Annotated in this window: 25 protein-coding genes; 15 read left to right on the top strand and 10 right to left on the bottom strand. The window is 63.8% G+C overall.

Going from position 1 to position 24,987, the window contains the following annotated elements; translation table 11 throughout:
- Positions 1 to 240 precede the first annotated feature (240 nt).
- The 4 genes from EJ066_RS08870 to EJ066_RS32355 all read left to right on the top strand — a co-directional run bounded on the left by EJ066_RS08870 (position 241) and on the right by EJ066_RS32355 (position 3,909).
- Positions 241 to 1,386 carry a LacI family DNA-binding transcriptional regulator gene (locus EJ066_RS08870; protein WP_189644457.1) on the top strand — a complete coding sequence of 382 codons (1,146 nt, stop codon included), beginning with the start codon at positions 241 to 243 and terminating at the stop codon, positions 1,384 to 1,386.
- Between the two features lie 182 nt (positions 1,387 to 1,568).
- A complete protein-coding gene (locus EJ066_RS08865; protein ID WP_126036835.1) occupies positions 1,569 to 2,501 on the top strand; it encodes a polysaccharide deacetylase family protein in 933 nt (310 codons plus the stop codon).
- On the top strand, positions 2,498 to 3,202 hold the full coding sequence (locus tag EJ066_RS32360) for an amidohydrolase family protein (RefSeq protein ID WP_281035456.1): 705 nt from the start codon (positions 2,498 to 2,500) through the stop codon (positions 3,200 to 3,202). The genes EJ066_RS08865 and EJ066_RS32360 overlap by 4 nt, the downstream gene beginning before the upstream one ends.
- Positions 3,154 to 3,909 (top strand): amidohydrolase family protein, encoded by a 756-nt coding sequence (locus EJ066_RS32355; RefSeq protein WP_348629322.1) that lies wholly within the window; start codon positions 3,154 to 3,156, stop codon positions 3,907 to 3,909. Before EJ066_RS32360 ends, EJ066_RS32355 begins: the two co-directional genes overlap by 49 nt.
- Before the next feature lie 27 nt (positions 3,910 to 3,936).
- Here EJ066_RS32355 and EJ066_RS08855 read toward each other — a convergent pair whose 3' ends face one another.
- Complete coding sequence (locus tag EJ066_RS08855) at positions 3,937 to 4,671, bottom strand: DUF6064 family protein (RefSeq protein WP_245455105.1); 735 nt, start codon at positions 4,669 to 4,671, stop codon at positions 3,937 to 3,939.
- Between the two features lie 77 nt (positions 4,672 to 4,748).
- Here EJ066_RS08855 and EJ066_RS08850 point away from each other — a divergent pair, with 77 nt between their 5' ends.
- Both EJ066_RS08850 and EJ066_RS08845 read left to right on the top strand, forming a co-directional pair.
- Entirely contained in the window at positions 4,749 to 5,879 is a 1,131-nt protein-coding gene (locus tag EJ066_RS08850) for a twin-arginine translocation signal domain-containing protein (RefSeq protein ID WP_126036833.1), read from the top strand.
- A 287-nt stretch (positions 5,880 to 6,166) separates the two neighbouring features.
- Entirely contained in the window at positions 6,167 to 7,243 is a 1,077-nt protein-coding gene (locus tag EJ066_RS08845) for a D-alanine--D-alanine ligase family protein (RefSeq protein WP_126036831.1), read from the top strand.
- A gap of 85 nt (positions 7,244 to 7,328) precedes the next feature.
- Here EJ066_RS08845 and EJ066_RS08840 read toward each other — a convergent pair whose 3' ends face one another.
- Positions 7,329 to 8,000, bottom strand: a complete 672-nt coding sequence (locus tag EJ066_RS08840) for an OmpW family protein (RefSeq protein ID WP_126043793.1) — start codon at positions 7,998 to 8,000, stop codon at positions 7,329 to 7,331.
- Between the two features lie 250 nt (positions 8,001 to 8,250).
- Complete coding sequence (locus EJ066_RS08835) at positions 8,251 to 8,463, bottom strand: hypothetical protein (protein WP_126036829.1); 213 nt, start codon at positions 8,461 to 8,463, stop codon at positions 8,251 to 8,253.
- Positions 8,464 to 8,630: 167 nt separating this feature from the next.
- Between EJ066_RS08835 and EJ066_RS08830 the strand changes: the two genes are divergently transcribed.
- Both EJ066_RS08830 and secDF read left to right on the top strand, forming a co-directional pair.
- Complete coding sequence (locus EJ066_RS08830; protein WP_126036827.1) at positions 8,631 to 9,074, top strand: hypothetical protein; 444 nt, start codon at positions 8,631 to 8,633, stop codon at positions 9,072 to 9,074.
- 145 nt (positions 9,075 to 9,219) lie between these two features.
- Positions 9,220 to 11,775: a protein translocase subunit SecDF gene (gene secDF / locus EJ066_RS08825; RefSeq protein ID WP_126036825.1), complete on the top strand. Its 2,556-nt coding sequence runs from the start codon at positions 9,220 to 9,222 to the stop codon at positions 11,773 to 11,775.
- Here the strand turns inward: secDF and EJ066_RS08820 are convergent.
- The 5 genes from EJ066_RS08820 to EJ066_RS08800 all read right to left on the bottom strand — a co-directional run bounded on the left by EJ066_RS08820 (position 11,770) and on the right by EJ066_RS08800 (position 16,213).
- Positions 11,770 to 12,888 carry a cysteine desulfurase family protein gene (locus tag EJ066_RS08820; protein WP_126036823.1) on the bottom strand — a complete coding sequence of 373 codons (1,119 nt, stop codon included), beginning with the start codon at positions 12,886 to 12,888 and terminating at the stop codon, positions 11,770 to 11,772. The genes secDF and EJ066_RS08820 overlap by 6 nt on opposite strands.
- A gap of 175 nt (positions 12,889 to 13,063) precedes the next feature.
- Entirely contained in the window at positions 13,064 to 13,426 is a 363-nt protein-coding gene (locus EJ066_RS08815; RefSeq protein ID WP_126036821.1) for an SHOCT domain-containing protein, read from the bottom strand.
- Positions 13,427 to 13,502: 76 nt separating this feature from the next.
- Positions 13,503 to 13,979: an EF-hand domain-containing protein gene (locus EJ066_RS08810; protein ID WP_126036819.1), complete on the bottom strand. Its 477-nt coding sequence runs from the start codon at positions 13,977 to 13,979 to the stop codon at positions 13,503 to 13,505.
- A 200-nt stretch (positions 13,980 to 14,179) separates the two neighbouring features.
- On the bottom strand, positions 14,180 to 15,469 hold the full coding sequence (locus EJ066_RS08805) for an MFS transporter (protein WP_126036818.1): 1,290 nt from the start codon (positions 15,467 to 15,469) through the stop codon (positions 14,180 to 14,182).
- Positions 15,470 to 15,472: 3 nt separating this feature from the next.
- Positions 15,473 to 16,213, bottom strand: a complete 741-nt coding sequence (locus tag EJ066_RS08800) for an MBL fold metallo-hydrolase (protein WP_126036816.1) — start codon at positions 16,211 to 16,213, stop codon at positions 15,473 to 15,475.
- Positions 16,214 to 16,286: 73 nt separating this feature from the next.
- On the opposite strand from EJ066_RS08800, the gene EJ066_RS08795 reads away from it, so the two are divergent.
- On the top strand, positions 16,287 to 16,955 hold the full coding sequence (locus EJ066_RS08795) for a metalloregulator ArsR/SmtB family transcription factor (RefSeq protein ID WP_126036814.1): 669 nt from the start codon (positions 16,287 to 16,289) through the stop codon (positions 16,953 to 16,955).
- 22 nt (positions 16,956 to 16,977) lie between these two features.
- On the top strand, positions 16,978 to 17,856 hold the full coding sequence (locus EJ066_RS08790) for a nucleoside phosphorylase (RefSeq protein ID WP_126036812.1): 879 nt from the start codon (positions 16,978 to 16,980) through the stop codon (positions 17,854 to 17,856).
- A gap of 273 nt (positions 17,857 to 18,129) precedes the next feature.
- Here EJ066_RS08790 and EJ066_RS08785 read toward each other — a convergent pair whose 3' ends face one another.
- Together EJ066_RS08785 and EJ066_RS08780 are read right to left on the bottom strand one after the other, a co-directional pair.
- Positions 18,130 to 18,969: an IclR family transcriptional regulator gene (locus EJ066_RS08785; RefSeq protein ID WP_126036810.1), complete on the bottom strand. Its 840-nt coding sequence runs from the start codon at positions 18,967 to 18,969 to the stop codon at positions 18,130 to 18,132.
- Positions 18,970 to 19,119: 150 nt separating this feature from the next.
- Positions 19,120 to 20,028 carry a hypothetical protein gene (locus EJ066_RS08780; protein WP_126036808.1) on the bottom strand — a complete coding sequence of 303 codons (909 nt, stop codon included), beginning with the start codon at positions 20,026 to 20,028 and terminating at the stop codon, positions 19,120 to 19,122.
- Between the two features lie 221 nt (positions 20,029 to 20,249).
- On the opposite strand from EJ066_RS08780, the gene EJ066_RS08775 reads away from it, so the two are divergent.
- The 5 genes from EJ066_RS08775 to EJ066_RS08755 all read left to right on the top strand — a co-directional run bounded on the left by EJ066_RS08775 (position 20,250) and on the right by EJ066_RS08755 (position 24,975).
- Positions 20,250 to 21,248 carry a TRAP transporter substrate-binding protein gene (locus EJ066_RS08775; RefSeq protein ID WP_189644456.1) on the top strand — a complete coding sequence of 333 codons (999 nt, stop codon included), beginning with the start codon at positions 20,250 to 20,252 and terminating at the stop codon, positions 21,246 to 21,248.
- An 83-nt stretch (positions 21,249 to 21,331) separates the two neighbouring features.
- Complete coding sequence (locus tag EJ066_RS08770) at positions 21,332 to 21,907, top strand: TRAP transporter small permease (protein WP_189644455.1); 576 nt, start codon at positions 21,332 to 21,334, stop codon at positions 21,905 to 21,907.
- A 3-nt stretch (positions 21,908 to 21,910) separates the two neighbouring features.
- Positions 21,911 to 23,191 (top strand): TRAP transporter large permease, encoded by a 1,281-nt coding sequence (locus EJ066_RS08765; protein ID WP_126036801.1) that lies wholly within the window; start codon positions 21,911 to 21,913, stop codon positions 23,189 to 23,191.
- A gap of 28 nt (positions 23,192 to 23,219) precedes the next feature.
- Complete coding sequence (locus EJ066_RS08760; protein ID WP_126036798.1) at positions 23,220 to 23,996, top strand: aldolase/citrate lyase family protein; 777 nt, start codon at positions 23,220 to 23,222, stop codon at positions 23,994 to 23,996.
- A 34-nt stretch (positions 23,997 to 24,030) separates the two neighbouring features.
- The gene (locus EJ066_RS08755) at positions 24,031 to 24,975 is read left to right on the top strand and encodes a DUF6282 family protein (protein WP_245455104.1); all 945 of its coding nucleotides are present in this window, start codon (positions 24,031 to 24,033) and stop codon (positions 24,973 to 24,975) included.
- Positions 24,976 to 24,987 lie beyond the last annotated feature (12 nt).

Genomic DNA, 24,987 nt, shown 5'->3' with positions numbered 1-24,987 from the left:
GGAGGCTTCCGTCGTTGACGAGACTGTCCAAGGGCTTTGAATTGGCCGCATCCCGAAAAATCGGTTTTTCAGGACCGCGTATTCTCTCACGCTTCTCTCTTCGCGCCGATAGCCACCCGGCCGCTAGGATGATAATATCTATTAGTCGAGTGCTTGTTTTATAAACGCGCGGCATCGGACCGCCTTGCCGTCTTTAGTGACCTCTGCTTAGACAAGCCGGAAAATCTGGAACACAATGCCATGAGCGAACCGACGGATCTGCGCGATCCTGCCCTTGAAGCGTCCAGGCGCCGAAAGCCATCGGGCAAGAATCCCAAGGGCCGCGTCACCATGACCGACATCGCCAGGGCCGCCGGCTGCTCGCAGGCGACGGTTTCGTTCGTCCTCAACAACACGCCTGGCATAAGGCTGTCGCAGCAGACCCGCGAACGGGTGATCGAGGCCGCGCGGGGTCTGGGCTATGCGCCACCAGCCTTCTCTGCTCTTCGCGGCCCTGTCGCCTCGTTCGAGGGGCTGGACGGGGTGATCGGCTTCGCGGTCGATCAACTGGCGACCAGCCCCGAGGCGGTCGTCGCCATTGAAGGCGCGCGGCAGGCCTCGTGGAATGCCGGCAATGTCGTGCTGGTCGCGCAGACTTTGGGGGACTCCGTCATGGAGCCGCGCGCGATTGCGGCGCTGACCAAGCGGGGCATTTCGGCGCTGATCTACATGACCATCTTCACGCGAGAGATCGTTGCGCCCGATTATCTCTACGGCCTCGATATCCCGGTCATCCTGCTCAATTGCTATACCGCCGACTACGCCTTCCCCGCCGTGGTGCCGAGCGAAATCGCCGGCGGGCAGAGTTCCACCCGCCACCTGATCAGCCATGGCCACCGCCGCATCGCCACCATCACCGGTGAGCCCTGGATGCAGGCGGCGCAGGACCGGCTGAAGGGCTACCGCCGGGCGCTGGCGACGGCCGACATCCCGTTCGATGCGGCGTTGGTGGTCGAGGGCGACTGGTCGGCGAGCGCCGGCTACGCCGCGACCGTCAAGCTCCTGGCGCTCAAGGACCGCCCGACCGCCATCTTCTGCCAGAACGACCGCACCGCGATCGGCTGCTACGAAGCGCTCAAGGAAGCCGGCCTGCACATCCCTGGGGATATTTCGGTCGTCGGCTACGACGACGAGGAGATCGCCCGCCATTTATTCCCGCCTTTGACGACGTCGATCCTGCCGCATATGGCGATGGGGCAGTGGGCAATCGAGCAGCTTGAGGTTCCCGCACCGCCCGGCCGCGGCCGATACCCCATCACCAAGCTCGAATGCCCGCTGGTCGAACGGGAATCGGTTGGAGCCGTGGCGGGTTTGCCTGCACGCTCACACGGGCTGACAGCCGGCTGAGGACCTCCAGACTTCCGGCGGTTCACACACCATACGGTTTGCTGCAGTCTGGTTGTGGTGAAATCCTGGATCCAAGGGTACAACAAGCCTGATCTCGCTCGCCGTTCCAAGCCTGCCTTCGAGCCCGATCCGCCCGCCGAACCATGCATCCGGATCGGCAACCCGCCAGGAGTTGTACTGCCATGAATTCCCAGCATCGCCTTGGCCCGCCGCGCGATTTCGTCGGTTACGGCCGGCGGCCGCCGCGGATCACCTGGCCGGACGGGCGTCTGGTCGCCGTCAATCTGGTGGTCTGCTACGAGGAAGGGGCGGAATATTCGCTGTTCGAGGGTGACGACCACAGCGACGGCTGGGGCGAATATCCGTTGTCGGCGCCGGCCGGCATCCGCGACCTCGGAACCGAAACCCATTTCGAGTATGGCAGCCGCGTCGGCATCTGGCGCATCGCCAGGCTGCTCGAGCGGCACGGCGTCCACGCCACGATCTCGAGTTGCGCCGAGGCGCTGCGGCGCAACCCGGAGGTGACAGCATGGCTGCGCCAATCGGGTCACGATCTGCTCGGCCACGGCTTGCGCTGGACCGAACAATGGACCCTCAGCCGTGACGAGGAGCGCGACCATCTGCAACGCGCCGTGGCGCTGTTCATCGAGCTGCTCGGCGAGCGCCCGATCGGCTGGAACAGCCGTTCCTTTTCCAGCGTCAACACGCGCGACATCCTGATCGAGGAGGGCGGCTTCCTGTACGATTCGGATCCGTGCAACGACGACCTGCCCTATTTCGTGCCGGCAAGGGACGGGCGCCTGCTGATCGTCCCCTATTCCAAGACCTTGAACGACAGCCGCTATCTGGTCAGCCCCGGCTATGTGACGCCCAAGGACTTCGTCGACAATGTCGAGACCTATCTGGACTTCCTGATCAGGGAAGCCAGGGAAGAAGGCGGGCGAATGATGACGATAGCCGTCCATGCGCGATGGAGCGGCCAGCCCAACAGGGCCGCGGCCCTGGAAGGCGTGATCGAAACGGTTCTGTCCAGGCCGGAGGCCGCCTTCATGCGCCGCAACGACATCGCCCAGTATTGGCTGTCGCTGTTTCCGGCCGAGGGCGAAGCGCGATGATCGCCCAGCGCGCTCGGTTCGACCTCGTCGTGCGTGATGGCCTGGTGGCGGTCGGCGACGCCACTGTGCGGGTCGACCTAGGCATCCGTGACGGGTGCATCCGGGCCATCGCGGAGCGCATCGAAGACGCCACGCAGGTGGTCGACGCAAAAGGCCGCCTTGTGCTGCCCGGCGGCGTCGATGCGCATTGCCACCTGGACCAACCCAACTATGGCGCTGCCTGCGCGGACGATTTCCGCAGCGGCACGCTGTCGGCCGCCTGTGGCGGAACGACGACGATCGTTCCGTTCGCGATGGCCTATGCTTCGGATCCACTGGCCGAGACGGTCGCCGCCTACCGCCGCAAGGCAGAAGGCCAGGCCCTGATCGACTACGCGATCCATCCGACCATACAGGCGGCGAGCGCCCAGACCCTCGAACGAGACCTGCCCGACCTGATCCGCGGCGGCTACGCCTCGCTCAAGATCTTCACGACCTACGACGATTTCAGGCTCGGTGATCCCGAGATCCTGGCAATCCTGAAGGTGGCGGCAGCGCATGGCGCGCTTGTCATGGTGCATGCGGAAAACGACGCCATCATTGCGATGCTGAAGCAGGACTTGTTGAGCCGGGGCCTTGTCGCCCCCGCTTCCACGCGAAGGCACGACCACCGATCGCTGAAAGCGAAGCCATCCACCGCATCGCCAGCTTTGCCGAACTGACCGGCGCCGAGGTTCTGATCGTCCACGTCTCCAGCCGTGTCGGCCTCGAAGAGGTAACGCACGCCCGCGCCAGAGGCGTCAGGATCCACGCCGAGACGTGTCCGCAATATCTGCTTCTGACCGAAGCCGACCTCGATCGCGACGGCCTCGAAGGCGCTAAATTCATGTGCAGCCCGCCGCTGCGGACGATCGGCGACCAGGAGGCGCTGTGGGCCGGCATGGCCCGGGGCAGCGTCGCGATCTATTCCTCCGACCATTCGCCCTACCGCCTGGCGGGACCGGACGGGAAGCTGCGGCACGGCCCGCAATCGCGCTTCGACCAGATTGCCAACGGCCTGCCCGGACTGGAGCTGCGGCAGCCGCTGCTGTTCAGCGAGGGTTATCTGAAGGGCCGCATCAGCCTCGCCCAGTTCATCGCGCTGAGTTCCACGAATGCCGCCGAACTGCATGGCATCGCACCGCAGAAAGGCTCGATCGCCATCGGCGGCGATGGCGATCTGGTGATCTGGGACCAGGAACGGGAGACGACCGTCACCCGGGATCTGCTGCATGACAATACCGATCACACACCCTATGAGGGCATGCGTATCCGAGGCTGGCCGGTGACCACCATCGCCCGGGGCGAGGTCATCGTCGACGACGGGCGCGTGCTTGGCGTCGCGGGGCGCGGCCGCTTCCTTCCGTCAAAGGCAAGGACGGCATCATGAGCCTGCCTCTGTGCCGACGTAAGCGATCTATGCCGTCCCGCGCAAATGCGCCGTGCCCCGGTCGCGAAGGACTATCAGGGGGATGGCAACAAAGCCGCTTGCGAGGAGCAGCCAATCCTGCGCTACGCCAAGCGCGATGGCGGCGCTGCCGCCGATCAGCGACCAGACGAAGGGGATGACCAGCAGCCAGCGGGGCAGGCGCTGCGTGGTCAGCAGGAGCATGCCGAAAGTGAATATCGTCACCGGGCACGGCGTCACGCCGAACATCGGCATCTCGGGATAGGCGTGTCCCGTCGCCATGCCGATCAACGGATAGAGGACGGCCGCGTAAAACAGGAAAGCGGCGCCCACCCACGCGGCCAGTCCTGACTGAAAGCCGAAGAGCCGGTCGTGCCGGATCCCGGCATAGGCCAGGACCCCTCCCTGAAACAGGAACAGGACACCGAAGAGATAAGCCGCCGTGTTGATCGGCGCGAAGAACAGCCCGTGATAGACAATCCCGGTCCAAACCCACATCGCCGCGAGAACGCCCGCGATGATCCGGTCAGGGGAACGGCTGGGTCGAAACAACAGGGCGACGACGACAATGCCGAACAGGTAGGCTGCGATCTGCAGCGGCCAGATCGCATCATTGTACGTGACGAAGACATCAAGGAATTGCTCGCGCGTGAACGGCAACATCAGCCACGGCTCCCAGCTTCCAGCGCAAGAGATCAGAACTGTTGCGGCCGCGCTTTGACCTGGCGCAACCGACAGCGCCAACGGCGTTCGGTTCGGGCCACAAGACGGCATGATTCAGATCAAAGCCGGGCTGATCCTAGCCGTGATACGCACCTGTCATGTCTGAGGTCCATCAAAGCCGTCGCGGGTTCCTGGCCGCACTAGCCATCGGAGGAGGGCTTGCCGCACTTGGCGGCACAACCGCGCTGGTGATGAACGCCCGAGGTCTTTCCGGTTATGAGGACGCTGTCAACGCCACGTGGCGCCATAGCGACAGCACCGATCTGCCGTTGTCGTCGGCCCGACAAGAACTTGTCCGTTACGCCACCTTGGCGGCAAACAGCCATAACACGCAGCCTTGGCAATTCCGGCTCTCGGACCGCTCCATCCTCGTGCTGCCCGATCCCGGGCGCGGCTTGCGCGCCGTCGATCCCGACAATCACCATGTGTTCGCCAGCCTCGGCTGCGCCGTCGAGAATATGGTTCAAGCGGCTCGCGCATTCGGGCTTCGGGCGGTTCCGAGCTACGACGCCGACGCGCGCGGAATACGGGTCGATCTCGAGGCCGCGCCGCCCGAACGGACGGACCTGTTCGACGCCATCCCGCATCGCCAATCGACGCGCGCGCTCTATGACGGCCGGTCTGTCTCGCCCGAGCATCTCCGGCTTCTGGAAGCCGCCGGCAATGGTGACGGCGTGCGGATGCTGCTTTTCACCGAGCGGCAGCAACGTGAGGACATCCTCTCCTATCTCGTCGCGGGCAACAGTGCGCAGATGGACGATGCCGCGTTCGTGGAAGAACTGAAATCGTGGATTCGGTTCAGCTATGGCGATGCCCTTTCGACCCGAGATGGACTGTTTTCGAAATCCTCCGGCAATCCGGCCCTGCCGGGCTGGATCGGCCGCCTGATCTTCAGCCAGGTGTTCACGAAGGCCGGTGAAAACAGCAAGTATGAGAACCAGCTCAGGAGTTCGGCCGGTGTTGCCGTGTTCGTCTCCGACAAGGATGAGCCGGCCTCTTGGGCCGAAGCCGGTCGTTGCTGCCAGCGCTTCGCCCTTCAGGCGACGGCCCTCCAACTGCGGCATGCCTTCATCAATCAACCGGTCGAGGTTCCCGCCGTGCGCGGGCAATTCGCCAGCTATCTCGGCATCGGCGGCCGCCGGCCGGATCTCGTGATGAGGTTCGGCTATGGGCCCGAGTTGCCCAAATCGCTCCGCCGCCCTGTCGAGGACGTCATTCTTCCGGTGTAGGTGATGCCGAGCGAGGCGAAGAACCGGCGTCTGAACACCGAAGGGGCACCGATGGCATGCCCGCGAAGCCTAACGCTCACCGTCCCACAGTGCCCGCTCTGCGGATCGACCTGCCCTTAGCCAAAATGGCTTGAACCATTTCGTATACGAGTATACAGCGACCCACTCTGGCGCATCCGGCGTCGAGACCTGAGCGTCTGTGGTAGCACTTGGCTGAAGATCATCACCACCGGCGGGATCGCCGTCGGCTACCCGGCCGCTCAAAACCGGATCATTTGGAGCTTTTCATGGCCGCTTCCTCGAACAGACTGCGTATTGCCGTGCTCTTTGGCGGACGCTCCGCCGAGCATGACGTTTCGGTGCTTTCGGCAACCAATGTCATGCGTGCGCTGGATCCCGCGAAATACGTCGCCATTCCCGTCTTCATCACCCGCGAAGGACAATGGCTGCTGAGCAGCTTCGAGGATGGCGCGCTGGCGAAACCTTCGAGCGGCACGGAAGTCTGCCTCGTGCCGGGCGGACAGGGGCGGATGATGGCGGTTCCGATCGAAGGCGCGCCCTACGAATTGCCGAAGATTGGAATCCTCTTCCCGGTGCTGCACGGCCTCCATGGCGAGGACGGCTCGGTGCAGGGTCTCGCGGAGGTGGCGCGCGTACCGCTCGCCGGCTGCGGCATCCTCGGTTCTGCAGCCGCACTCGACAAGGACACTGCCAAACGTCTGCTGAACGAGGCGGGCCTGCCCGTTGCGCGATCCGTCACGATCCATCACGGCGTCGCACCGGCCTTTGCGGAGCTGCAGGGTGCGCTCGGGCTTCCGCTTTTCCTCAAGCCGGCCCGGCAGGGCTCCTCCGTCGGCGTCAGTAAGGTTTCGACTGAAAAAGATTACGAGGCAGCGCTTGCCGAAGGCTTCAGGCACGACCGCAAGCTGCTGGCCGAAGAATTCATTCGAGGCCGCGAGATCGAGTGCAGCGTGCTGGAGGATACGGAAGGCGGCCTCTTTGTTTCCCGCCCCGGCGAGATCGTACCGGCACAGAGCCACGGTTTCTACAGCTACGACGCCAAATATATCGACGAGAACGGCGCGGCTCTGGAAGTGCCGGCACAGCTGCCGGAAGAGATCGAAGGCAGTCTCCGCGCGATGGCGGCAAAGGCCTTCCGGGCGGTCGGCTGCGATGGCATGGCGCGCGTTGATTTCTTCGTCACACCGGACATGCGCGTTCTCATCAACGAGCTCAACACCATTCCCGGGTTCACCGATATCAGCATGTATTCCAAGGCGATGGCGGCAAGCGGCGTCAGCTATTGCGAGATCATCGATCGGCTGGTGGCGCACGGGCTGGCCCGCGCTGCGCGACTGGCCTGATTCTGCCGGCGCAAGAAACGAAGAAGGGCGCATAAGGCGCCCCTCCTGCCTCCAGGTAAGGCGGCCTACGACCGCCGTCTCGTCGTCAGAAGCGGTAGGTGACGCCCGTGCCGATCAGCCAGGGGTTGAGCTTGGCTTTGCCGGTCAATTCCGCACCGCCGACCGTGACGTCGTATTTGGGCTCCAGAAACAGCTTCTTCACGTCGAAATTGACGCCCCAGTGCTCGTCCACCATATAGTCGAAGCCGACCTGCAGGGCCCCGCCGAACGTGTCCTTGACATCAATGGCGTCGGCGTTGGTCGCATCCTGGCTGTAGAACATCGTGTAGGTCGCGCCGGCGCCGACATACGGCTTGAAGGCGCCGAAATTGGTGAAGTGATACTGCAGCGTCAGCGTCGGCGGCAGCAGCCAGACCTTACCGATCTCGCCCAGCCCGCCTATGGTCCCTCCGCCATCGATTTTGGCATAGGTGGTGCCGAGAATGAGCTCGGCGGCGAGGTTGTCGGTGAAGTAGTAGGAGATGTCGAGTTCGGGTGTCACCGTATCCGAATAAGAAAGATCCGAGCCGGGAATCCCGTTGACATAACCCGAATCTTCCGTGAGCACGCCCAGAGCGCGCAGGCGGACCTGCCACGGGCTTTTCGGCGCCGCCACGTCCACGGGTTCGAGGTCCGCCGCCACGGCCTGCTGTCCTGCCAGAAAAAGCGCGACGGCCGCCGCAATCCCCCGGGCCACGCCCAATCGGTCTGTCACCATGATGTTCTCTCCTTGAGACTCGAATATGTTGCGGCGCAACAATGGTTCCGGCGGAGAGACGCCGGTTGATCTGGATCAATTGCGGGGAGGCAAGAAAGGAGCGGATGCCTTTCGGCGCCTGCTTGTAACAAAAATACCACAACGGTTTGGGCAAACGGCCATGGCCGCCTGTCGCCTCGGGGTGGTAGCGCGACCGGGCGCGCCTCGGGCGAGACGACCGTGCAGAGGGCTCGAATCGGAGCCTCGGCCGTCAATCGCTCGGCGAAACTCGCCGCTCTTCGAGCCGCACGTCTGGCCGCCGATCGGGCGTCTCATCCGACAGAGGCGCGGGTTTTCCCTTCAGATAGCGATCGAAGAAGGCGAGCGTGTAGGCCTTGGTCTCGGCGAGACCGCGATAGGAGTCGGTCGGGTCTGCAAGTCCGATCCAGCTGGCTGGAGCGGCATCCTGCAGAGTTATGTCCAATTGATCGAGAAGCGGCAGGCTGCCAATCGACCGGCCAACACGCTTACCCTTTGAATGCGTGAAAGGTGCGCTTCAATTCGCAATGCATGTGCTATAGCTAAAGACTAAGAGGGCGGCCTGCCGCTTCCTGAGGCAACGAAGGCGAAAGCGTATTTAGTCGCAGTGTAATGAAGAGCCGTACCAGTGAGATGAGACGAAGCGGCCGAAGACAGGCTGGCACGAGGCCCGGTGTTCTGCTCAGCGCGGGTGCTGGCCTGCGGCTGCTCGCTTCATTGCTCTTTTTGATCTGGACCATTCCTGCGGCAACAGCCAACCAGGTCGCACAGGATATTGCCAAGGGGCAAATGAGGCTCGGCGCGACCGAGCCAGTAACACACCCGACTATCATAGCTCGCGGCATTGCGCGCCACGTTGGTGCAGAGACTTCCCGCTTCAAGACGGGAACGCCTGCCATTGCGGGAAACGGCAAACCCTTTTGCATTATCCCGGATTTACGCCTGCCGCTCGAAATCGCGTCAGCCGCATCGTTTGGTATACGGTCTGAAGACCGGCCGAAACTGCCGCCGATCCGCGCTTTCGATGCGCGCGCGCCTCCGCTTCTCACGGCATGATCTTGGCCGCGCGACCGCGGCACCCGACTCCTAAAACTTTCACATCGCGTTCCGTTCGGGCTCTCGTCGAGTTGCTCGCCGATCGGAACGCCAAAGCACTTGTCGGAGGCGGTTTCCGCCCGATATGGGCTGAACGGACAAGAAGATGCTGCATTTTTCGCGCTGGAAGACCATTCTCATCTGGCTAACGGTCCTAGCCGGTATCCTCTACGCAGCCCCCAACCTGGTTCCCGCCTCCACTCTGGCATCGCTGCCGAATTGGCTGCCAAAGCAGCAGCTGACGCTGGGGCTGGACCTGCAGGGCGGCTCGCACATCCTGCTCCAGATCGATCGGCAGGACCTCGCCAACGAACGCCTCGAATCGGCACGCGACGAGGTCCGCACATCGCTGCGCGATGCCCAGATCGGCTATACCGGACTTACCGGCACCGCCAATTCCATCCAGGTCCGCATTCGCGACCAAGGTCAGATCGAGGCTGCGAAGAGTGCGCTCGAAAGATTGACGCAGCCGATCTCGACCGGCCTTTTCATGAGCGGCTCCGTGACCGAGATGGAGATGGCCGAGCCGGAACCGGGCCTGCTGCGTTTTACGCTAACCGAAGCCGGGATCGACTACCGGATCGCCGCGGCGCTGACTCAATCGATCGAGGTGGTGAGCCGGCGCGTGAACGAGCTCGGCACGACCGAGCCGATCATCCAGCGCCAGGGATCGGACCGCATCATGGTCCAGGTGCCGGGCCTGCAGGATCCGCAGCGGCTGAAGGATATTCTCGGACAGACCGCGAAGCTGACCTTCCAGATGGTCGACCAGTCGATTCCGGTCGAGGAGGCGATCTCCGGCCGCCCGCCGGCTGGCTCGACGGTGTTGTATTCGACGGACGAGCCGCGGGTTCCCCATCTGATCGAGAACCGGATCATCGTCTCCGGCGAAAACCTCGTCGACGCGCAGGCAACCTTCGACCAGCGCACCAACGAGCCGGTGGTCTCGTTTCGCTTCGACAGCCGCGGCGCCACCCGCTTCGGTCAGGCTACTCAGGCCAATGTCGGGCGCCTGTTCGCGATCATCCTCGACGACGAGGTGATCTCCGCGCCTCAGATCCGCGAACCAATCCTGGGCGGCACCGGGCAGATATCCGGCAGCTTCACGGTAGATAGCGCGAACGACCTTGCGGTCCTGCTGCGCGCCGGCGCACTGCCTGCCGACCTCACCATCGTCGAGGAACGCACCGTCGGTCCGAGCCTCGGCAGCGATTCGATCGAGGCGGGCCAGTTCGCGTCAATCATCGCCGGGTTCCTGGTCGTCGGCTTCATGCTGTTCGCCTATGGGCGACTGGGACTGATCGCGAATATCGCGCTCCTGGCCAACGTCGCACTGATCATCGCCGTCCTGTCCGTTCTCGGCGCGACGCTGACGCTGCCTGGCATCGCCGGCATCGTGCTGACGATGGGCATGGCGGTCGATTCCAACGTCATCATCTTCGAGCGCGTCCGCGAAGAGAGCCGCCAGGGGCGCTCGATCGTGCAGTCGATGGATTCCGGGTTCAGACAGGCGCTGGCGACCGTCGTCGACGCCAATGTGACGACGCTGATTGCCGCCGTCATCCTGTTCTTCCTCGGCTCAGGGCCGATCAAGGGGTTTGCCGTCACCCTCGCCATCGGCATTGTCACCACTGTGTTCACGGCGTTCACCCTGACGCGCTGGCTGGTCGCATTCTGGCTTCGCCGGCAGCGGCCGAAAGCGATGCCCAGCGGCGTTATGCGCTTGGTGCCAGACGACACGCGCGTGCCATTCATGGCATTCCGAAAGTACGCCTTCACGCTGTCCTTGTTGTTGTCGATCGCTTCGGCTGCGGCGTTCTTCACCGTCGGCATGAACTACGGCATCGACTTCCGCGGCGGCTCGAGCATCGAGGTGCAGGCGAAGGGTCAGCAGGCCGACATCGGCGACATCCGCGAGCGCCTGACGGGTCTCGAACTGGGTGAGGTGCAGGTGCAGGAGTTCGGGTCGACCCGGGATGTGCTGATTCGCATTGGCACCCAGGGGGGCGGCGACATTGCCGAACAGTCCGCCGTTGAGAAAGTGAGAAGCGCGCTCGAAACCGACTACGAATTCCGCCGCATCGAGGTTGTCGGTCCGACGGTGTCCTCCGAACTCGCGTTCAACGGCACAATGGGCGTGCTCGCCTCGCTGCTGGCGATGCTCGTCTACATCTGGGTCAGGTTCGAGTGGCAGTTCGGGCTCGGCGCCATCATTTCGACGTTCCACGACGTGATCCTGATGGTCGGCTTCTACGTCGTCGCGGGCATAGAGTTCAATTTGACCTCGATAGCCGCGATCCTGACTATCGTTGGCTATTCCATCAACGATACGGTTGTTGTCTATGATCGGGTCCGCGAGAATCTGCGCCGCTACAAAAAGATGCCGATCGCCGAGTTGCTCGATCTGTCGATGAACCAGACGCTGGCGCGAACGGTCCTGACCGGCGTGACCACGCTGTTTGCGCTGGCGGCGCTTTCGATCTGGGGCGGCGAGGTCATCCAGTCCTTCACGATCGCGATGATCTTCGGCATCCTCGCCGGGACCTATTCCTCCATCTTCGTCGCCGGGCCGCTCCTGATCCTGTTCAAGCTCCGGCCGGGCGCCCTCAGTCCAGAGGAAGCCGCGGCGGCGAAAGAGCCGCCGGCGCGACAGGCCTTATGACGTGACGGCTCGAAGCTGATCCACGATGGTGTCGATTTCGGTCTCGGTCGTGGCCCGACCAAGACTGAAGCGAACGGCGCCCATGCCGACCTTCTCGGGCACGTCCATGGCCGCGAGCACCGGCGAGAGCTCGACCCGGCCGGCGTGACACGCCGAACCGGTCGACGCCGCGACGCCGTCGAGGCGCGAAAGCAGCTCGGCGCCGATCATGCCGACGAAGGAAACACTGAGCGTGTTGGGAAGGCGATGCTGAGGGTGCCCGTTGAGCACGATACGGTCGCCGAAACCTTCCTGCAGCGCGTCCCAAAAGCGATCCCGCAACGCGTGGACGCGCGCCATCGGCTCCAGGTCGCTGGCGAGCGCACAGGCGGCGCCGAGGCCGACCGCGAGCAAGGCGCTCTCAGTGCCAGCGCGCCGGCCATGTTCGTGCCCCGCGCCATGGATCAGCGGCTCGAGCCTGGCTCCGCCTCGGACATAGAGCGCGCCGACGCCCTTCGGCGCGTAGAGCTTGTGGCCGGCGATGGTCAGCAAATCGACGCCAAGCGTGTCGACCTTGGTTGCAATCTTGCCGGCCGACTGCGCTGCGTCGGTGTGAAATCGAACCCCATGCTCCCGCGCAAGTGCACCGAGCTCCTCGATCAGCTGGATCGTGCCAACCTCATTGTTGGCGTGCATGACGCTGATCAGGATGGTGCCCGGCGTGATGGCACGGCGCACATCCTCGGGATCGACCCGGCCCGTACTGTCGACCGGCACATAGGTCACTGCCGCGCCGAGCTGCTCGAGGAAACGGCAAGGAGCGAGAACCGCCGGATGCTCGACCGTGGTGGTGACGATGTGCTCGCCCTTGTGCCTCAGCGCGAAGAACGTGCCCTTGATCGCCAGGTTGTTGGCCTCGCTGCCGCCGCTCGTGAACACGATCCCATCGGGCGCGCAGCCGAGCAGCGCCGCGATCTGCCCGCGGGCGTGCTCAAGTGCAGTCTTCGCCGGCGTGCTAGCCCAATGCGCGCTCGACGGATTGCCGAACGCCTCGTCTAGAAACGGTCGCATCGCCAATGCCACCGCCGGATCGATAGGCGTACTCGCGTTGTAGTCCAGATAGATCGGCGCCATTGCGGGAGCCTCCTCAGCGTTTGTCAGAATACCAGCGCCTTGTCGGCCTCGACCGTGGCGGCGGCGAGTTCCGCCATGCTGCTGCGTCGCGCGCCCGGCATCATCTCGGTGTCCTTCGACCGGGCTCCAGTCGGAAGGCGACTCCCGCAAGCACAAATCGTTCGACAAGGACGGCCTATTCGCCGAGCACGCGGCGCCGTTCCTCGAACTCGTCCTTGTCGATCTCGCCACGCGCAAAGCGTTCCTTGAGAATATCGAGCGGTGTGCGGCCCGGCGGCGCATGATGCGGTGGCACTGTTGTCTGCCATGGCCCGCCGGCCCAGCGGGCCAGAAAAACCACGGCTGCGATCAGCACGGCGAGGAAGAGGATCATGAACAGCGGCCCGAAAACCATGGCGTACCAGCCTCCACCCCACATCATATGTGGCCCGTAAGCGTACCTGTCAGCATCTGACGGTGCCTGCGCCAACACCGCGCCAGGCGTGAGGGTGAGGACGGCGCTCGCCGCCGCGAAAATCGGAATCAAAGCCTTTTGCATTGGCTAACTCCATCATGGTCAGCATGATTGGAAGTGCCGTGGAGGCCGTCGCGCCAGGCGATCGGCTTGCGCGCCGCTACTCCCGCATGAATGCCTGAACCTCCTCGGGCGTTACTTTGCCGTCTTTGTCGGCGTCCACCTTGTCGAAGATTCGCTTATGGACGGCCGTGATCTCTTCGAAGGAGAGCCCGCCGTCGCCGTCCGTGTCGGCAATGGCGAACATGATCTTCATCATGTGCCCGCGCATGCGCATCATCGGCATTGCGCCCATCATGCCGGGCTGCATCATCTCGCCCATCATGCCCTGACCCATGCCTTGACCCATCATGCCCTGGCCCATCATTCCGGGAGGCATCATGCCGGGTTGAGCAGGCTGCGCACCTTGGCCTTGTCCCGCCGTATCTCCAGGCTCGGCAGACGGCGCCGCCTGTGCGACCGCCGTATCGGGATGGTGCGGATCGGCTGCGGTCGTTTGCGCGGCGGCTGTGGCCGTCACGCCGGCGGCGGCAATGGCGGCGAGCGCGGCCACGCGCGTCAGTGAAATCAACGTCATAATATCCTCCTTCGTCTCATGGGGCTCGGCAGAGCCCGTTCTAAGCTGCTGGCGGCTCTGCGGCTTCTACACGGAATGTCTTCGGCTCTTTCCGTGCGCCGGCAAACCGCCTGTCGCGGCCAATTCCAATATAAGCCACAAAGGCGGCGCGGCGAATTTGCGCCGGATCAATTGATCGGGCAGACGATCCGCAGCCGCTGTCATGTTGCCCTCCTCGAGGACGGATGGGACGCGCGCGAGACATAAGATTCGCGCATCACGGCAGCCACGACCGCACCCGAAAGAAACGTCAGCGCGGCGATCGAGGCGATCGCCCATGACAGGCCAAAGCTGTCGGCGATGAGGCCGGCGGAGAGCGCCCCGATCGCGTAGCCGAGATCCCGCCAGAACCGGTAGACGCTGAGCGAGCGGGCGCGCCAGGTCGGATGCGAGGCATCGGAGACGGCTGCGATCAAGCTCGGGTAGACCATCGCCGTGCCGAGGCCGAGCAGAAGGCTGCCGACGATCCATCCCTCGAACTGGCGCGTCGCCGCGGTGAGAAACAGGCCGCCGGCCTGGATCCACATGCCGGCGACGATCAGGCCCTTGCGTCCCCAGCGATCGCTCAACGGGCCCGTGGCGATCTGCAGGATGCCCCACGTCGCGGGATAGATCGCCTTGAGGATGCCGATGCGCTCGACGCCGAGGCCGAAGGAAGCGAAGAACAATGGGAAAATGCCCCAGCTCATGCCGTCGTTGAGATTGTTGACGAGACCGGCCTGCGAGGCGGCAAACAAATTGCGATCCCCGAACGAGGTCAGCGCGAAGACCTGACGAAAGCTGATCGGCGCGGATTGCTGCGCGTGAGATGAAGCCTCCAGCCGGACGTGGTCCCGCGTGTCGCGCACGAGCAGGATCGACAGCAGGGCGCCGAGGACCGCATAACCGATGCCGAGATAGATCGGCACTGGCCGAAGTCCGTATCGCGAGGCGAGATAGCCGGTCAGGAACGCCGTCACCCCGACGGCGAGATAGCCGGCGAACTCGTTGAGGCCGACGGCAAGGCCGCGCGACTTCGGGCCGACGAGATCGACTTTCATGATCACCGTCATCGACCAGGCGAGCCCCTGGTTGATGCCGAGCAATGCGTTGGCCGCAATCACCCATTCCCAGGTCGGCGCCCAGATGATCATGAACGGCACCGGCAGGCCGACCACCCATCCCAAAACGAGTACGCGCTTGCGGCCCCACGCATCCGCAAGCTGGCCCGAGACCAGATTGGCGAGGGCCTTGACGACGCCGAAGCTGACGATGAAGGAGACGATGAGCGTTGTCGACGTGACGTGGAACTCCTCCGATCCGATCAGCGGCACCACCGTTCGTTCAATCCCGACCATGCCGCCGACAAAGGCGTTGATCACGACGAGCAGCGCGAATTGCGGCCAGTTCTCCCTGAGGCCGAGCCTGACGGGTGAACCCGCCTTGCCTGGATCCGATGCCGCTTCGTCCATCGGTCAGGCCGCCGTCGCAGCCAACGCCGAATTGGCGGCCCGGAGCGCGGCGGCCTCGGGCGGAGCCGGCGGAATCTCGGCAAGCATGAAGCGGATGAACGCTGCTTCGTCCTCGATCCGGAGGCCCTCGTTGTGGCGTTTCTCGAAACCGACGGTCGACCAGGGCTTGCCGCTCAGGCGCCGGCCGCAGACCGAGCCAGCATAGGCCCCGGGGAGCACCTCGACATGGTCGGGGAGAGCCTTGAGCCGACCGGCGCTGCGAAAGAGATCCCTTGCGCCTTGCTCGGCACTGACGGCGAGTTCGGTGCGACCGAGATCGCCGACCATCAGCGTATGGCCGGTCAGCACGAACCACGGCTCGTCGGCGCGCGTGCGGTCGCTGACGAGAAGGCAGATGTGCTCCGGGGTGTGACCGGGCGTGTGCAGGACGGTTGCGGTGACGTTGCCGAGCGAGAGGACCTCTCCATCGCGCATGGCTTTGAACGGGAACGCAACATCCGCCTCCGCCGAGAGCACATAGGCGGCGCCCGCCGCTGCGGCGAGCGCGCGGCCGGCGGAGAGATGGTCGGCATGAACATGCGTATCGACGACGAAGTGGATGCGCATGCCGGCGGCTTCGGCGGCGCGCAGGTAGAACTCGACGTCGCCGGCCGGATCGACCACGGCCGCGGCTGCTTTGCCGCCGCAACCGAACAGGTACGAGACGCCGACTGGATCGGTATGAAGGAATTGACGAAGGATCATGGTCTTGCGCTCCCCGCTAAGAGCGGCTAGAGACATTCAATCATTCCGCTGAATGTTTCATTGAGGAGAAGCCGTGTCAAGCACCGGACCGAAACAGGCGATCTACGCGAGCCTTGCCGAAGTGGCTCAGGCGCTCGGCCATCCGCATCGGCTCGAGCTTCTGGAGCACCTCGCGCAAGGGGTGCGCAGCGTCGAGGACCTCACCGCGCGAGCCCATCTGAGTTTCGCCAACACGTCGCGCCACCTGCAGATCCTGCGGCGGGCGCGCCTCGTCGAGACGGAACGCCGCGGCAAGCACGTGCTCTACAGCCTCGCCGGAGACGCCGAGGTGGTGGCGCTGATCAAGGCGCTCGGCCGCGTCGGCGAGCGAAACGTGGCCGAAATCGACCGCATCATGGCCGACTACTTCCGCGCTCGCGATGCGATGGAGCCCGTGTCGCGAGACGATCTCGTCTCGAGGCTGCATGACGGCATGGTCACGGTTCTCGACGTGCGCCCAGAGGACGAGTTCGCGGTCGGACATCTTCCAGGCGCCCTCAACATCCCGCTGGCCGAGCTGGAGCGCCGCTTGGGCGAGCTGCAGGCAGATCGGGAAGTGATCGCCTATTGCCGCGGCCCCTATTGCGTTCTTTCGTTCGAAGCGGTCGCCGCCTTGCGAGAGCGAGGCTATCTCGTCCGTCGGCTCGAGGACGGCTACCCCGAATGGAAGGCCGCCGGCCTGCCGGTCGAAACGGCCGCCTGAAACAATACGAGGGGCGAGTTCCATGGATCAGAAGGCAGACAAGACGCGGAGCACGAACGCCGTATGGCCGATCGTGAACGACAAGGACCATGCTTCTCGTTCCGTGTTCCGGCCGGAGGCGCTGTTGCGCGAGGCGCGCCGGCAGAAGGGATTGCCGCTCGTCGCGGTCCCTCGTGTGTGTGTCCTCGATCCCGACGGCGACGTGGTGCAGCACCTCAAACTTGCAGGACAGGGCCGCGTGCACGAGGGGTGGGCTTGCTACCATACCGAGCTTCTTGCCTTCGATCTCGACGACGTCGGAGAGGTCGGCATCATCGGCTGCGCGGTGGGCGCCTCCTTCGCGGTGCTCGTGGCCGAGCAGCTTTTTGCGGCCGGCTGCCGGCTGCTCGTGAGCGTCACATCCGCCGGCCAGATCACCGACAACGGGCCCACGCCGTACTTTGTCCTGATCGACCGCGCTCTCCGGGACGAAGGGACGAGTTATCATTATCTGCCGCCGGCAATCTTCGCCGAGGCGCCGGACGCGAGGCTTATCGATCGCATCGAAGACGCTCTGTCGGGGCTTTCTGGTATTGTTGTCCACCGGGGCGCGACTTGGACGACCGACGCTCCTTACCGCGAAACCGAGACCGCGATTGCGTCTGCGCGAGATCTGGGCGCCCTCGCCGTCGAGATGGAAGCCGCGGCTTTGTATGCGTTTGCCGCTGCAACACACCACCCCGTCGTGTGCTTTGCGCATGTTACGAATGCCATGGCGCAAACCGAGGGGGATTTTGAGAAAGGCGAGGCGAACGGAACAACCGCGACGCTCGCAGTCATCGCCGCAGTTGCACGAGTTTGGCTGTCCTCCATCAAGGCCGAACAACACGCAGGAGCAGGCGGCGATCCGACTGTGCGGTGAGGAGCCAGAGAATGGTGGCCGTGGCTTTGAGCGCGTTGGGAGATTGCAACGCTGGTCTTGCGTGGAACCGTGTCTATCCCTAGCGGAAAGGTCCAGCTTCCCAGCGAGCTTCGCGGCACTGGATTTCAGGAGCATAATGCCAGGAGGAAGATTATCAGGACCCCCAGTGCGGCGGTGACCGAAACGGGATAGTCCGCGAACAGCGTCTCAAGGGCCCTCCGCCAGGTCTCGCTCCGAGCTTTTGGCGCATCACTTGGACGGCTTTCCGTCGGTCTATAGCCCGGAGAGGTTTTCATCTGCGTGAGATACCTGCCGCGCTTCACCGGCCTTCGGCCGATGGCCTAGATTCTTTGAGATTTGATTCGCTGCATCGAAGATATGCCTGACCTGCTCCGTCGTCGGCGTTTCACCGATGAACTGAACGGAGTCGGTTATTGCAACGGCGCCGACATAATGGCCCAGCGCATCGAAAATCGGGGCGGCCAGAGCATTGAGCCCCACCATCTCTTCATTGGGCGCAACCGCCCAACCACGCCTCCGCACCGCATCGATTTCCGCCTTGAGCCTTTCGGGATCGGAGATCGTGTAGGGTGTATGCATATCGAGCCTGCCGCTTGTCACCTGCGGCAGCAGCGTTGCGTCTCCGAATGCGAGAGTGAGCTTTCCCTGCGCACTGGAATGGAATTTAAGGATCGAGCCCGGCTTCACGCTGATATCGATGTTGGAGCGACTGGGCATGAGCAGCAGAATACGGTTGCCTTCCTTTTCGGGTTGGCTGATGGCGACTGCGTGGCCTAACCGGTCGCGCAATTCCCGCGCGGTCTGCCGCGCCGCGGAAGCCAGTTCGAAGCTTTCGGAGACAGCCTGGCCCAGCGCCATGAGGCGGGCACTGATCATATAGCGCTCGCTCTCTTCGTTGCGGATCAGGTAGCCGGCCGTCACCAGCGTCTGGAGATGGCGATGTATGCGGCTCTTCGTGGTATCGAAGGCGCGCGCAAGCTCGGATACACCCACAGAGGTCTGGCACTGGGCGACATATTCAAGGATGTTGAGCGCGAATACGACGGCTTGTACCCCGCTGCCTTCCCGCCTGGTGTCTTTGTCGTCCAGCATCGTCGTCTCCGAATCGGATGGCTTCAATCACGCCGCCCGTTCACGGGCGGGCTGGCGCGAGATATGCAGTTCGCACGACCGGGTGACAAGAAACCTTCGACGGCCAGGTCTTCGGCACTGTTGCCGCTGTCCGGTGAAAGCCAAGCCATGTCAGGCCTCCGGCGGCATGGGATACTCATCGGCGTTGAGCACCCAACCTGACTGTTTCGAGAAGTCGACGCGCGGCGGCGAGAATATGTCGACGAGCTGATTGAGACCCTCTTCCATGCCGCGTGAGGTGTGGACGGCGGGCGGCGGGATGACGGTGAGCGAGGGCGACTTGCAATACGCATGCTCATCCTCGCGCCAGGCGGTCATGTCGGTGGTCCAAGGCCAGCGCAGATGATGCGTGAAGGCTCCGTCGAGCGCCAGCGACCCCTGTTCGAAATCGTCGTGATGGTGAGGCGAAAGTTTGGTGACGTCGCGCGGCCCCTGTTGAGGGTCGAGGTAGTTCACCATCAGCGTGGTGCAGCGGAAGATGCGGCCGAAGCGGCCTGGCTCCTTCGGGATGTCGAGGCTGTAGGCGCGCACCCTGTAGCCCGCGGGCGGTTCGGGCCACGGCTCGAAGGGCGGGATGCGCGGGTGCTCGGCGCCGAACGAGCCGGCGTTGGAGCAGCGGGCCACCAGATCCGGCGATCGGTTTGAAAAGATACGGGCTATGCGCCCGCCGTCCGGCAGCGCAATGCGTGTGTCGCCCGGGGGCAGGATGACCAGTGAAAAGCCTTCGGCTACCGTCTGCCCTTCCGGCGCATCGATCACTGCGCGCTTTTCCTTGTCGGGCAGGAGCAGCACATATTCGTCGATCTGGTCTTTGCGCTCGAGCACGGCGCCGGGTTCGGCCTCCGAATAGGCCACGAGAAGGTTCTGCCCGCGCGACATCCAGGTCCTGGTATCGGCCGCGGTCTCCCGCGGGTCTTCCTCGTAGTACAGGCCATACTCAGCCGGCGTGTAGTGGCCGGAGATGGAGGACGCCTTTGCAGCGGCGGCCATGCGCGATCTCGGGTCGCTTGAATCATACATTTGCATTCCCTCCAGGGCAGCGTGACGGAAGGCCGTTCATGCGTTCCGCCATGCGGAACAAAAGGATGCACATAAGAACGCATCCTCACCGACCCCGTGTCAAGTGGCAGTGTGTGTTGCAGTGCAGCTAATTTCTTTGTGGTCGCATGCTTGACAGCAATGCGGGGCGCATGAATTATAGACGAAACAGCGTTCTGCACAACGAAACAGGAGGAGACGTTATGCTGACTCGCCGCAGGGTGATAACCCTTGCGAGCGCCGCCGCCGCGACGCTTGCAATGCCCAACATCTCTCGTGCCGCTCCCATCAACATGCGCCTGGCGCACGCCGCGAATGAAATTCATCCAGGTCATGTCGCGGCCGTCGAGTTCAAGAAGGCCCTCGAGGCACTGGTTCCCGGTGCGACCAATCTGACGATCTTTCCCAACCGGCAGCTCGGCGAAGACCGGCAAAATCTCGAATCCGCCATCGCCGGCACCAACGAGCTGTGCGGCTGCAGCGGCGTCTTGTTTCCCCTCGTGACCGGCCGCAACGCGCTCGACGCGTACCAGCTTCCCTTCCTGATCAAGGATTACGATCACTTTTCGCGGATCGCGACGGCAGACATCGGCCAGAAGCTGCTCGACGATCTGGAGCCTGCCGGCCTCGTCGGGGTGCAGACCACCGACATTGGACAGCGCCACTTCCTGTGCGCCACCAGGGAAGTGAAGTCGGTGCCGGATTTTGCAGGGCTGAAGACGCGCATCCTGCCAGTGCCGCTGCACAAGGCGATCTGGGAAGGCGTCGGCACGGCGCCCATAGGCCTGCCCTACGGCGAGGTCTACGGCGCGCTCGAGACCAAGGTCATCGACGCCGTCGAAATCAACGTCTCTTCCATGCTGGGCGAGAACCTGTGGGAGGTCGGCAAGAACTTCACGCTCACCGGTCACTATCCGTGGCACAACGTGATCGCGATCAACAAGACCTTCTTCGACGGCCTGCCGACGGAAATCCAGCAGGCGATCAAGCAGGCAGGCCGCGATTCCATCGCGCCGACGCTCGAATACACCAAGAAGCAGGACCATGAAGGCCGCGACGAATTGCGTGCCAAGGGCGTCCAGATCTTCGAACTCGAAAATCTCGCCGGGATGCAGGCGAAGGTCGAGCCGATCATCGAGCAGTGGAGTTCGAAGTCGCCGCTCATCAAGGAGTTCGTCGGGCAGGCGCGCACGCTGACCTGAGCGCGGCTGCCGCGATGCGACAACGCTGCGGGCAGCGCCCGGCGACCCGCAGATACCTCCTATTCGCCTCCTGGGGATTCCGAATGGATGTCAACGAGGAAAGTGCGGCATGGCCGAGCAGGCTCTTGGGCTGGTACGTCAAGATCATCCGCTTCCTGGCAGGGATTTCCATGCTGGCGATCGTGTCGATCATGATCGCGCAGGTCATCGCGCGCTACATCTTCAACGCCTCCTTCATCTGGGCCGAGGAGATTTGCCGTTACCTGCTGATCTGGCAAACGTTCCTTTTCATCGGCATGGCCTATCACCGCGGTGAGCTCGTCGCTGTCGACGTGGTGCCGCTCATGCTGAGGCCGCATGCACGCCTCGTGCTCAAGGCGATCGTCACGATTCCGATCCTCGTCTTCCTCTGTCTGATGGCGATCAACGGCTATGATTACGCAACCCGCTTCGGCGGCCAGATCGTGCCGGCCGTCGATTTCATCGCCATGTCGCTCATCGGCCATGGCGTCGGCCTGTCGATCTTCTGGGTCTATGTCTCGGTCGCGCTGGGCTCGGCGCTTCTTGCGCTGCACATGATCGCCGCGATCGTCATCGAGGCCCGCGACATCAGGGCCGGCCGCGCCGATTCCGGCCTCGACCGCATCCCGGGAGCCTGAGGGATGGGAGCGTTCTTCGGCGCCTTCTTCCTGCTGCTCGCCACGGGGGTGCCGATCGCGCTCGCGCTCGGGGTAGGCGGCATGATCTACCTCTATATAAGCGGCAACGGCGCGATCGTCCTGGCATTCCCGCAGCGCATGATGGCCGGCGTCGACCAGTTCATTCTATTGACCATTCCGCTGTTCCTGCTCGCCGGCATGCTCATGAACGTCGGCGGCATCACCGACCGCATCGTGGTCTTCGCGCGCGCCATGGTCGGCCATCGCAAGGGCGGCATGTCCTCGGTGACGGTGCTCTCCAGCGGCTTCTTTGCAGGCATATCGGGAAGCGCTGCGGCCGAAGCCTCGGCGCTGGGTTCGATCCTCATTCCCGCCATGCGCAAACAGGGCATGCCACCGGCTTATGCGGCGGCGCTGGTCGGCGTCAGCTCGATCATGGGTCCGATTATCCCGCCCTCCATCACCATGATCATCTACGGCGTCCTTTCGGGCGCCTCGATCGGCCAGCTCTTCATCGCCGGCGTCGGTCCCGGACTCCTCCTGGCCGCAGGACTTCTGATCTATGCAGGCTGGCGCGCGCGCCGGGACGGCTTTCCCGTCACGCCGAAGTTGCGCTGGGCCGAGCGGCGCCAAGCAACCATCCGAACCCTGCCCGCGCTGATCCTGCCCCTGATCATCGTCGTCGGGATCAAGGCGGGCGTGTTCACGCCGACGGAGGCAGCGGCGGTTGCGGTCGCTTATGCCCTCGTGGTCGGCTTCGCCTATCGCGACCTGACGCCGAGGCGCGTCTGGGAGTCGCTGGTCGCGACGACGCTGGTCAGTTCCTCGATACTCTTCATTACCGCCATGGCGAGCATCGTCGCCTTCGTCTTCACGCTGGAGCAGGTGCCGACGACGATCGCTTCCGCGGTGCTGTCGGTCAGCGAGAACCCGATCGTCGTCCTGATCATGCTCAACCTTGCGCTGCTCGTGCTCGGGATGTTCCTCGAGCCGATCTCGATCCTCATCCTGACCATGCCGATCCTGCTGCAATTCAACAAGATCATCGCCATGGATCCGGTGCAGTTCGGCATGATGGTGGTGCTTAACGTAGTGATCGGCATGGCTACGCCGCCGGTCGGCATCCTGCTGTTCATCGTCTGCGCCGCCTCGGGCCAGTCCTTGACCGATGTCGCGAAGGAGGCCGTACCGCTGATCGGTATCTGTCTGCTCGTGCTTTTTCTCGTCGCCGCCGTACCGGCCGTTTCACTGTTCCTTCCGCACGCCATGCTGCCGATGCGGTGATATCCATATCCAGGGAGAAATTCACAGCATGACCACCGAACGCCGCAGTTTTCGCCAACGCTTCCTCGCCTGCGAGCACCTCGTCGGCACGTTCGTCAAGACTCCCGCGACCCATCCGATCGAAATTCTAGGCGCGGTCGGCTTCGACTTCGTGGTGATCGACGAGGAACATGCCCCCTGGGATCGCGTCGCAATCGACGGCGGACTGCTCGCCGCGCGCGCTTCGGGCACCGCCGGCCTGGTGCGCGTGGCCGAACCGACGGCGGCAAAAATTCTCTCAGTGCTGGACGACGGCGCGACAGGCGTTCTGGTACCGCATGTCAGTTCGCCCGCAAAGGCCAGAGACATAGCCGCCGCCTGCCGCTACCGCGGGGGCAGGCGCGGCTTTTCGAACACGACGCGCGCCGGCGGTTTCGGCGCGGTCGGGATTTGGGATCACGTCAAGGCAGGCGACGAGAACGTCACGTTCATCGCGATGATCGAGGACCCGGAAGCGCTCGACGACCTCGACGGCATTCTGGGGACCGAGGGCCTGGATGGCGTCTTCATCGGCCGCGGTGACCTGACCGTGGCTTTCGGAGCAACCAGGATGGACGCGCCACAGGTGCGGGACGCCTGCGACAGGATTTTCGCCGCGGCGAAACGAGCCGGCAAACCCGTCGCAGTCATGGTCGCGAGTGCCGAGGAGGCGGCGCGGTTCCGCGGCATGGGCGCAAGCGCCTTCATCGTCGCCTCCGACCAGGGTTTCATGCGCCAGGCCGCGATGAAAGCCTATGGCGACATCGCTTCGGTCGCCAGCGGCTGAAGCCCGCGAAATCTCAAGAACGAGGAACAGAAAGATGGCTGACACAACCACCGACTATCCGACCATCGTGCCGCTGCCGCCGATGGAACCTTCGCGCGCGGCCGAGGTCGCCGACCTGCTGGTCGGAGCGGTCGACCTGCACTGCCATTCCGGTCCGGCCGCCATGCCGCGCATCCTGGGTCATCACGAGGCCTTCAAGATGGCCCTCGACGCCGGGTTCAAGGCGCTGCTCTACAAGGACCACTATTACATCGGCATGCCGCACTGCGCTGTGCTGAAGGACATCTATCCCGACGCCGATATCGAGCTTTTCTCGGGCGTGGCGCTCAACAATGCCTCCGGCGGCGTCAACCCCCACGCGGTCGACCATGCGATCAAGCTCGGCGGCAAGATCGTCTGGTTTCCGACATTCGCGGCGAAAAACCACATCGCGGCCTATGCGGCGAAGAGCTTCCCCAAGACCGCCAAGCCGATGCTGCCGCCGGCCCCGCTCACGGTGCTCGATGCGAACGGCAAGCTCGTCGACGAGGCCAAGCAGATCTGCGACCTGATCGCGGAGGGCGACATCATCCTGGCCGGCGGCCATCTCCACGTCAGCGAGCTCTTCGTGCTGTTCGAGGAGGCGAAGAGGCGCGGCGTGAAGAAGATGCTCGTCAACCACCCGTCCTACATCATCGGATGCTCCGACGAGGACATTCGCGGCCTGGTCTCGCTCGGTGCCTATATCGAGCACTCGATCTGCATGTTCATACCCAGCCGCGCCAAACAGCATGACGGCCAGGACCTGCTTCACCTGATCGAGGTGGCGGGCGTCGAACGCACCATCTTCGGATCCGACCTCGGGCTGACCCAGGCGCCGAAGCCGGTGGACGGCTATCGCATGATCGTCTCGATGATGCTCGACCTCCAGGTGCCGCGCCAGGACATCACGAGGATGATCTCGGCCAATGCGGCCGGGCTTCTCAACCTCGCCGCCTGAACCTGGACAATC

The sequence above is a fragment of the Mesorhizobium sp. M9A.F.Ca.ET.002.03.1.2 genome (assembly GCF_003952365.1).
GTDB lineage: Bacteria > Pseudomonadota > Alphaproteobacteria > Rhizobiales > Rhizobiaceae > Mesorhizobium.
Note: the sequence above shows the minus strand (reverse complement) of the source record. Positions and strands in the feature narration are given on the sequence as shown.

Coding starts and splice junctions, on each gene's coding strand:
- EJ066_RS08815 (WP_126036821.1), bottom strand. CDS start 13,426: ATGCAAAAGGCTTTGATTCCGATTTTCGCGGCGGCGAGCGCCGTCCTC.
- EJ066_RS08805 (WP_126036818.1), bottom strand. CDS start 15,469: ATGGACGAAGCGGCATCGGATCCAGGCAAGGCGGGTTCACCCGTCAGG.
- EJ066_RS08790 (WP_126036812.1), top strand. CDS start 16,978: ATGGATCAGAAGGCAGACAAGACGCGGAGCACGAACGCCGTATGGCCG.
- EJ066_RS08755 (WP_245455104.1), top strand. CDS start 24,031: ATGGCTGACACAACCACCGACTATCCGACCATCGTGCCGCTGCCGCCG.
- EJ066_RS08765 (WP_126036801.1), top strand. CDS start 21,911: ATGGGAGCGTTCTTCGGCGCCTTCTTCCTGCTGCTCGCCACGGGGGTG.
- EJ066_RS08820 (WP_126036823.1), bottom strand. CDS start 12,888: ATGGCGCCGATCTATCTGGACTACAACGCGAGTACGCCTATCGATCCG.
- EJ066_RS08870 (WP_189644457.1), top strand. CDS start 241: ATGAGCGAACCGACGGATCTGCGCGATCCTGCCCTTGAAGCGTCCAGG.
- EJ066_RS08845 (WP_126036831.1), top strand. CDS start 6,167: ATGGCCGCTTCCTCGAACAGACTGCGTATTGCCGTGCTCTTTGGCGGA.
- EJ066_RS08785 (WP_126036810.1), bottom strand. CDS start 18,969: ATGCTGGACGACAAAGACACCAGGCGGGAAGGCAGCGGGGTACAAGCC.
- secDF (WP_126036825.1), top strand. CDS start 9,220: ATGCTGCATTTTTCGCGCTGGAAGACCATTCTCATCTGGCTAACGGTC.
- EJ066_RS08840 (WP_126043793.1), bottom strand. CDS start 8,000: ATGGTGACAGACCGATTGGGCGTGGCCCGGGGGATTGCGGCGGCCGTC.
- EJ066_RS08830 (WP_126036827.1), top strand. CDS start 8,631: ATGAAGAGCCGTACCAGTGAGATGAGACGAAGCGGCCGAAGACAGGCT.
- EJ066_RS32360 (WP_281035456.1), top strand. CDS start 2,498: ATGATCGCCCAGCGCGCTCGGTTCGACCTCGTCGTGCGTGATGGCCTG.
- EJ066_RS08775 (WP_189644456.1), top strand. CDS start 20,250: ATGCTGACTCGCCGCAGGGTGATAACCCTTGCGAGCGCCGCCGCCGCG.
- EJ066_RS08865 (WP_126036835.1), top strand. CDS start 1,569: ATGAATTCCCAGCATCGCCTTGGCCCGCCGCGCGATTTCGTCGGTTAC.
- EJ066_RS08810 (WP_126036819.1), bottom strand. CDS start 13,979: ATGACGTTGATTTCACTGACGCGCGTGGCCGCGCTCGCCGCCATTGCC.
- EJ066_RS08760 (WP_126036798.1), top strand. CDS start 23,220: ATGACCACCGAACGCCGCAGTTTTCGCCAACGCTTCCTCGCCTGCGAG.
- EJ066_RS08770 (WP_189644455.1), top strand. CDS start 21,332: ATGGATGTCAACGAGGAAAGTGCGGCATGGCCGAGCAGGCTCTTGGGC.
- EJ066_RS08800 (WP_126036816.1), bottom strand. CDS start 16,213: ATGATCCTTCGTCAATTCCTTCATACCGATCCAGTCGGCGTCTCGTAC.
- EJ066_RS08850 (WP_126036833.1), top strand. CDS start 4,749: ATGTCTGAGGTCCATCAAAGCCGTCGCGGGTTCCTGGCCGCACTAGCC.
- EJ066_RS08780 (WP_126036808.1), bottom strand. CDS start 20,028: ATGTATGATTCAAGCGACCCGAGATCGCGCATGGCCGCCGCTGCAAAG.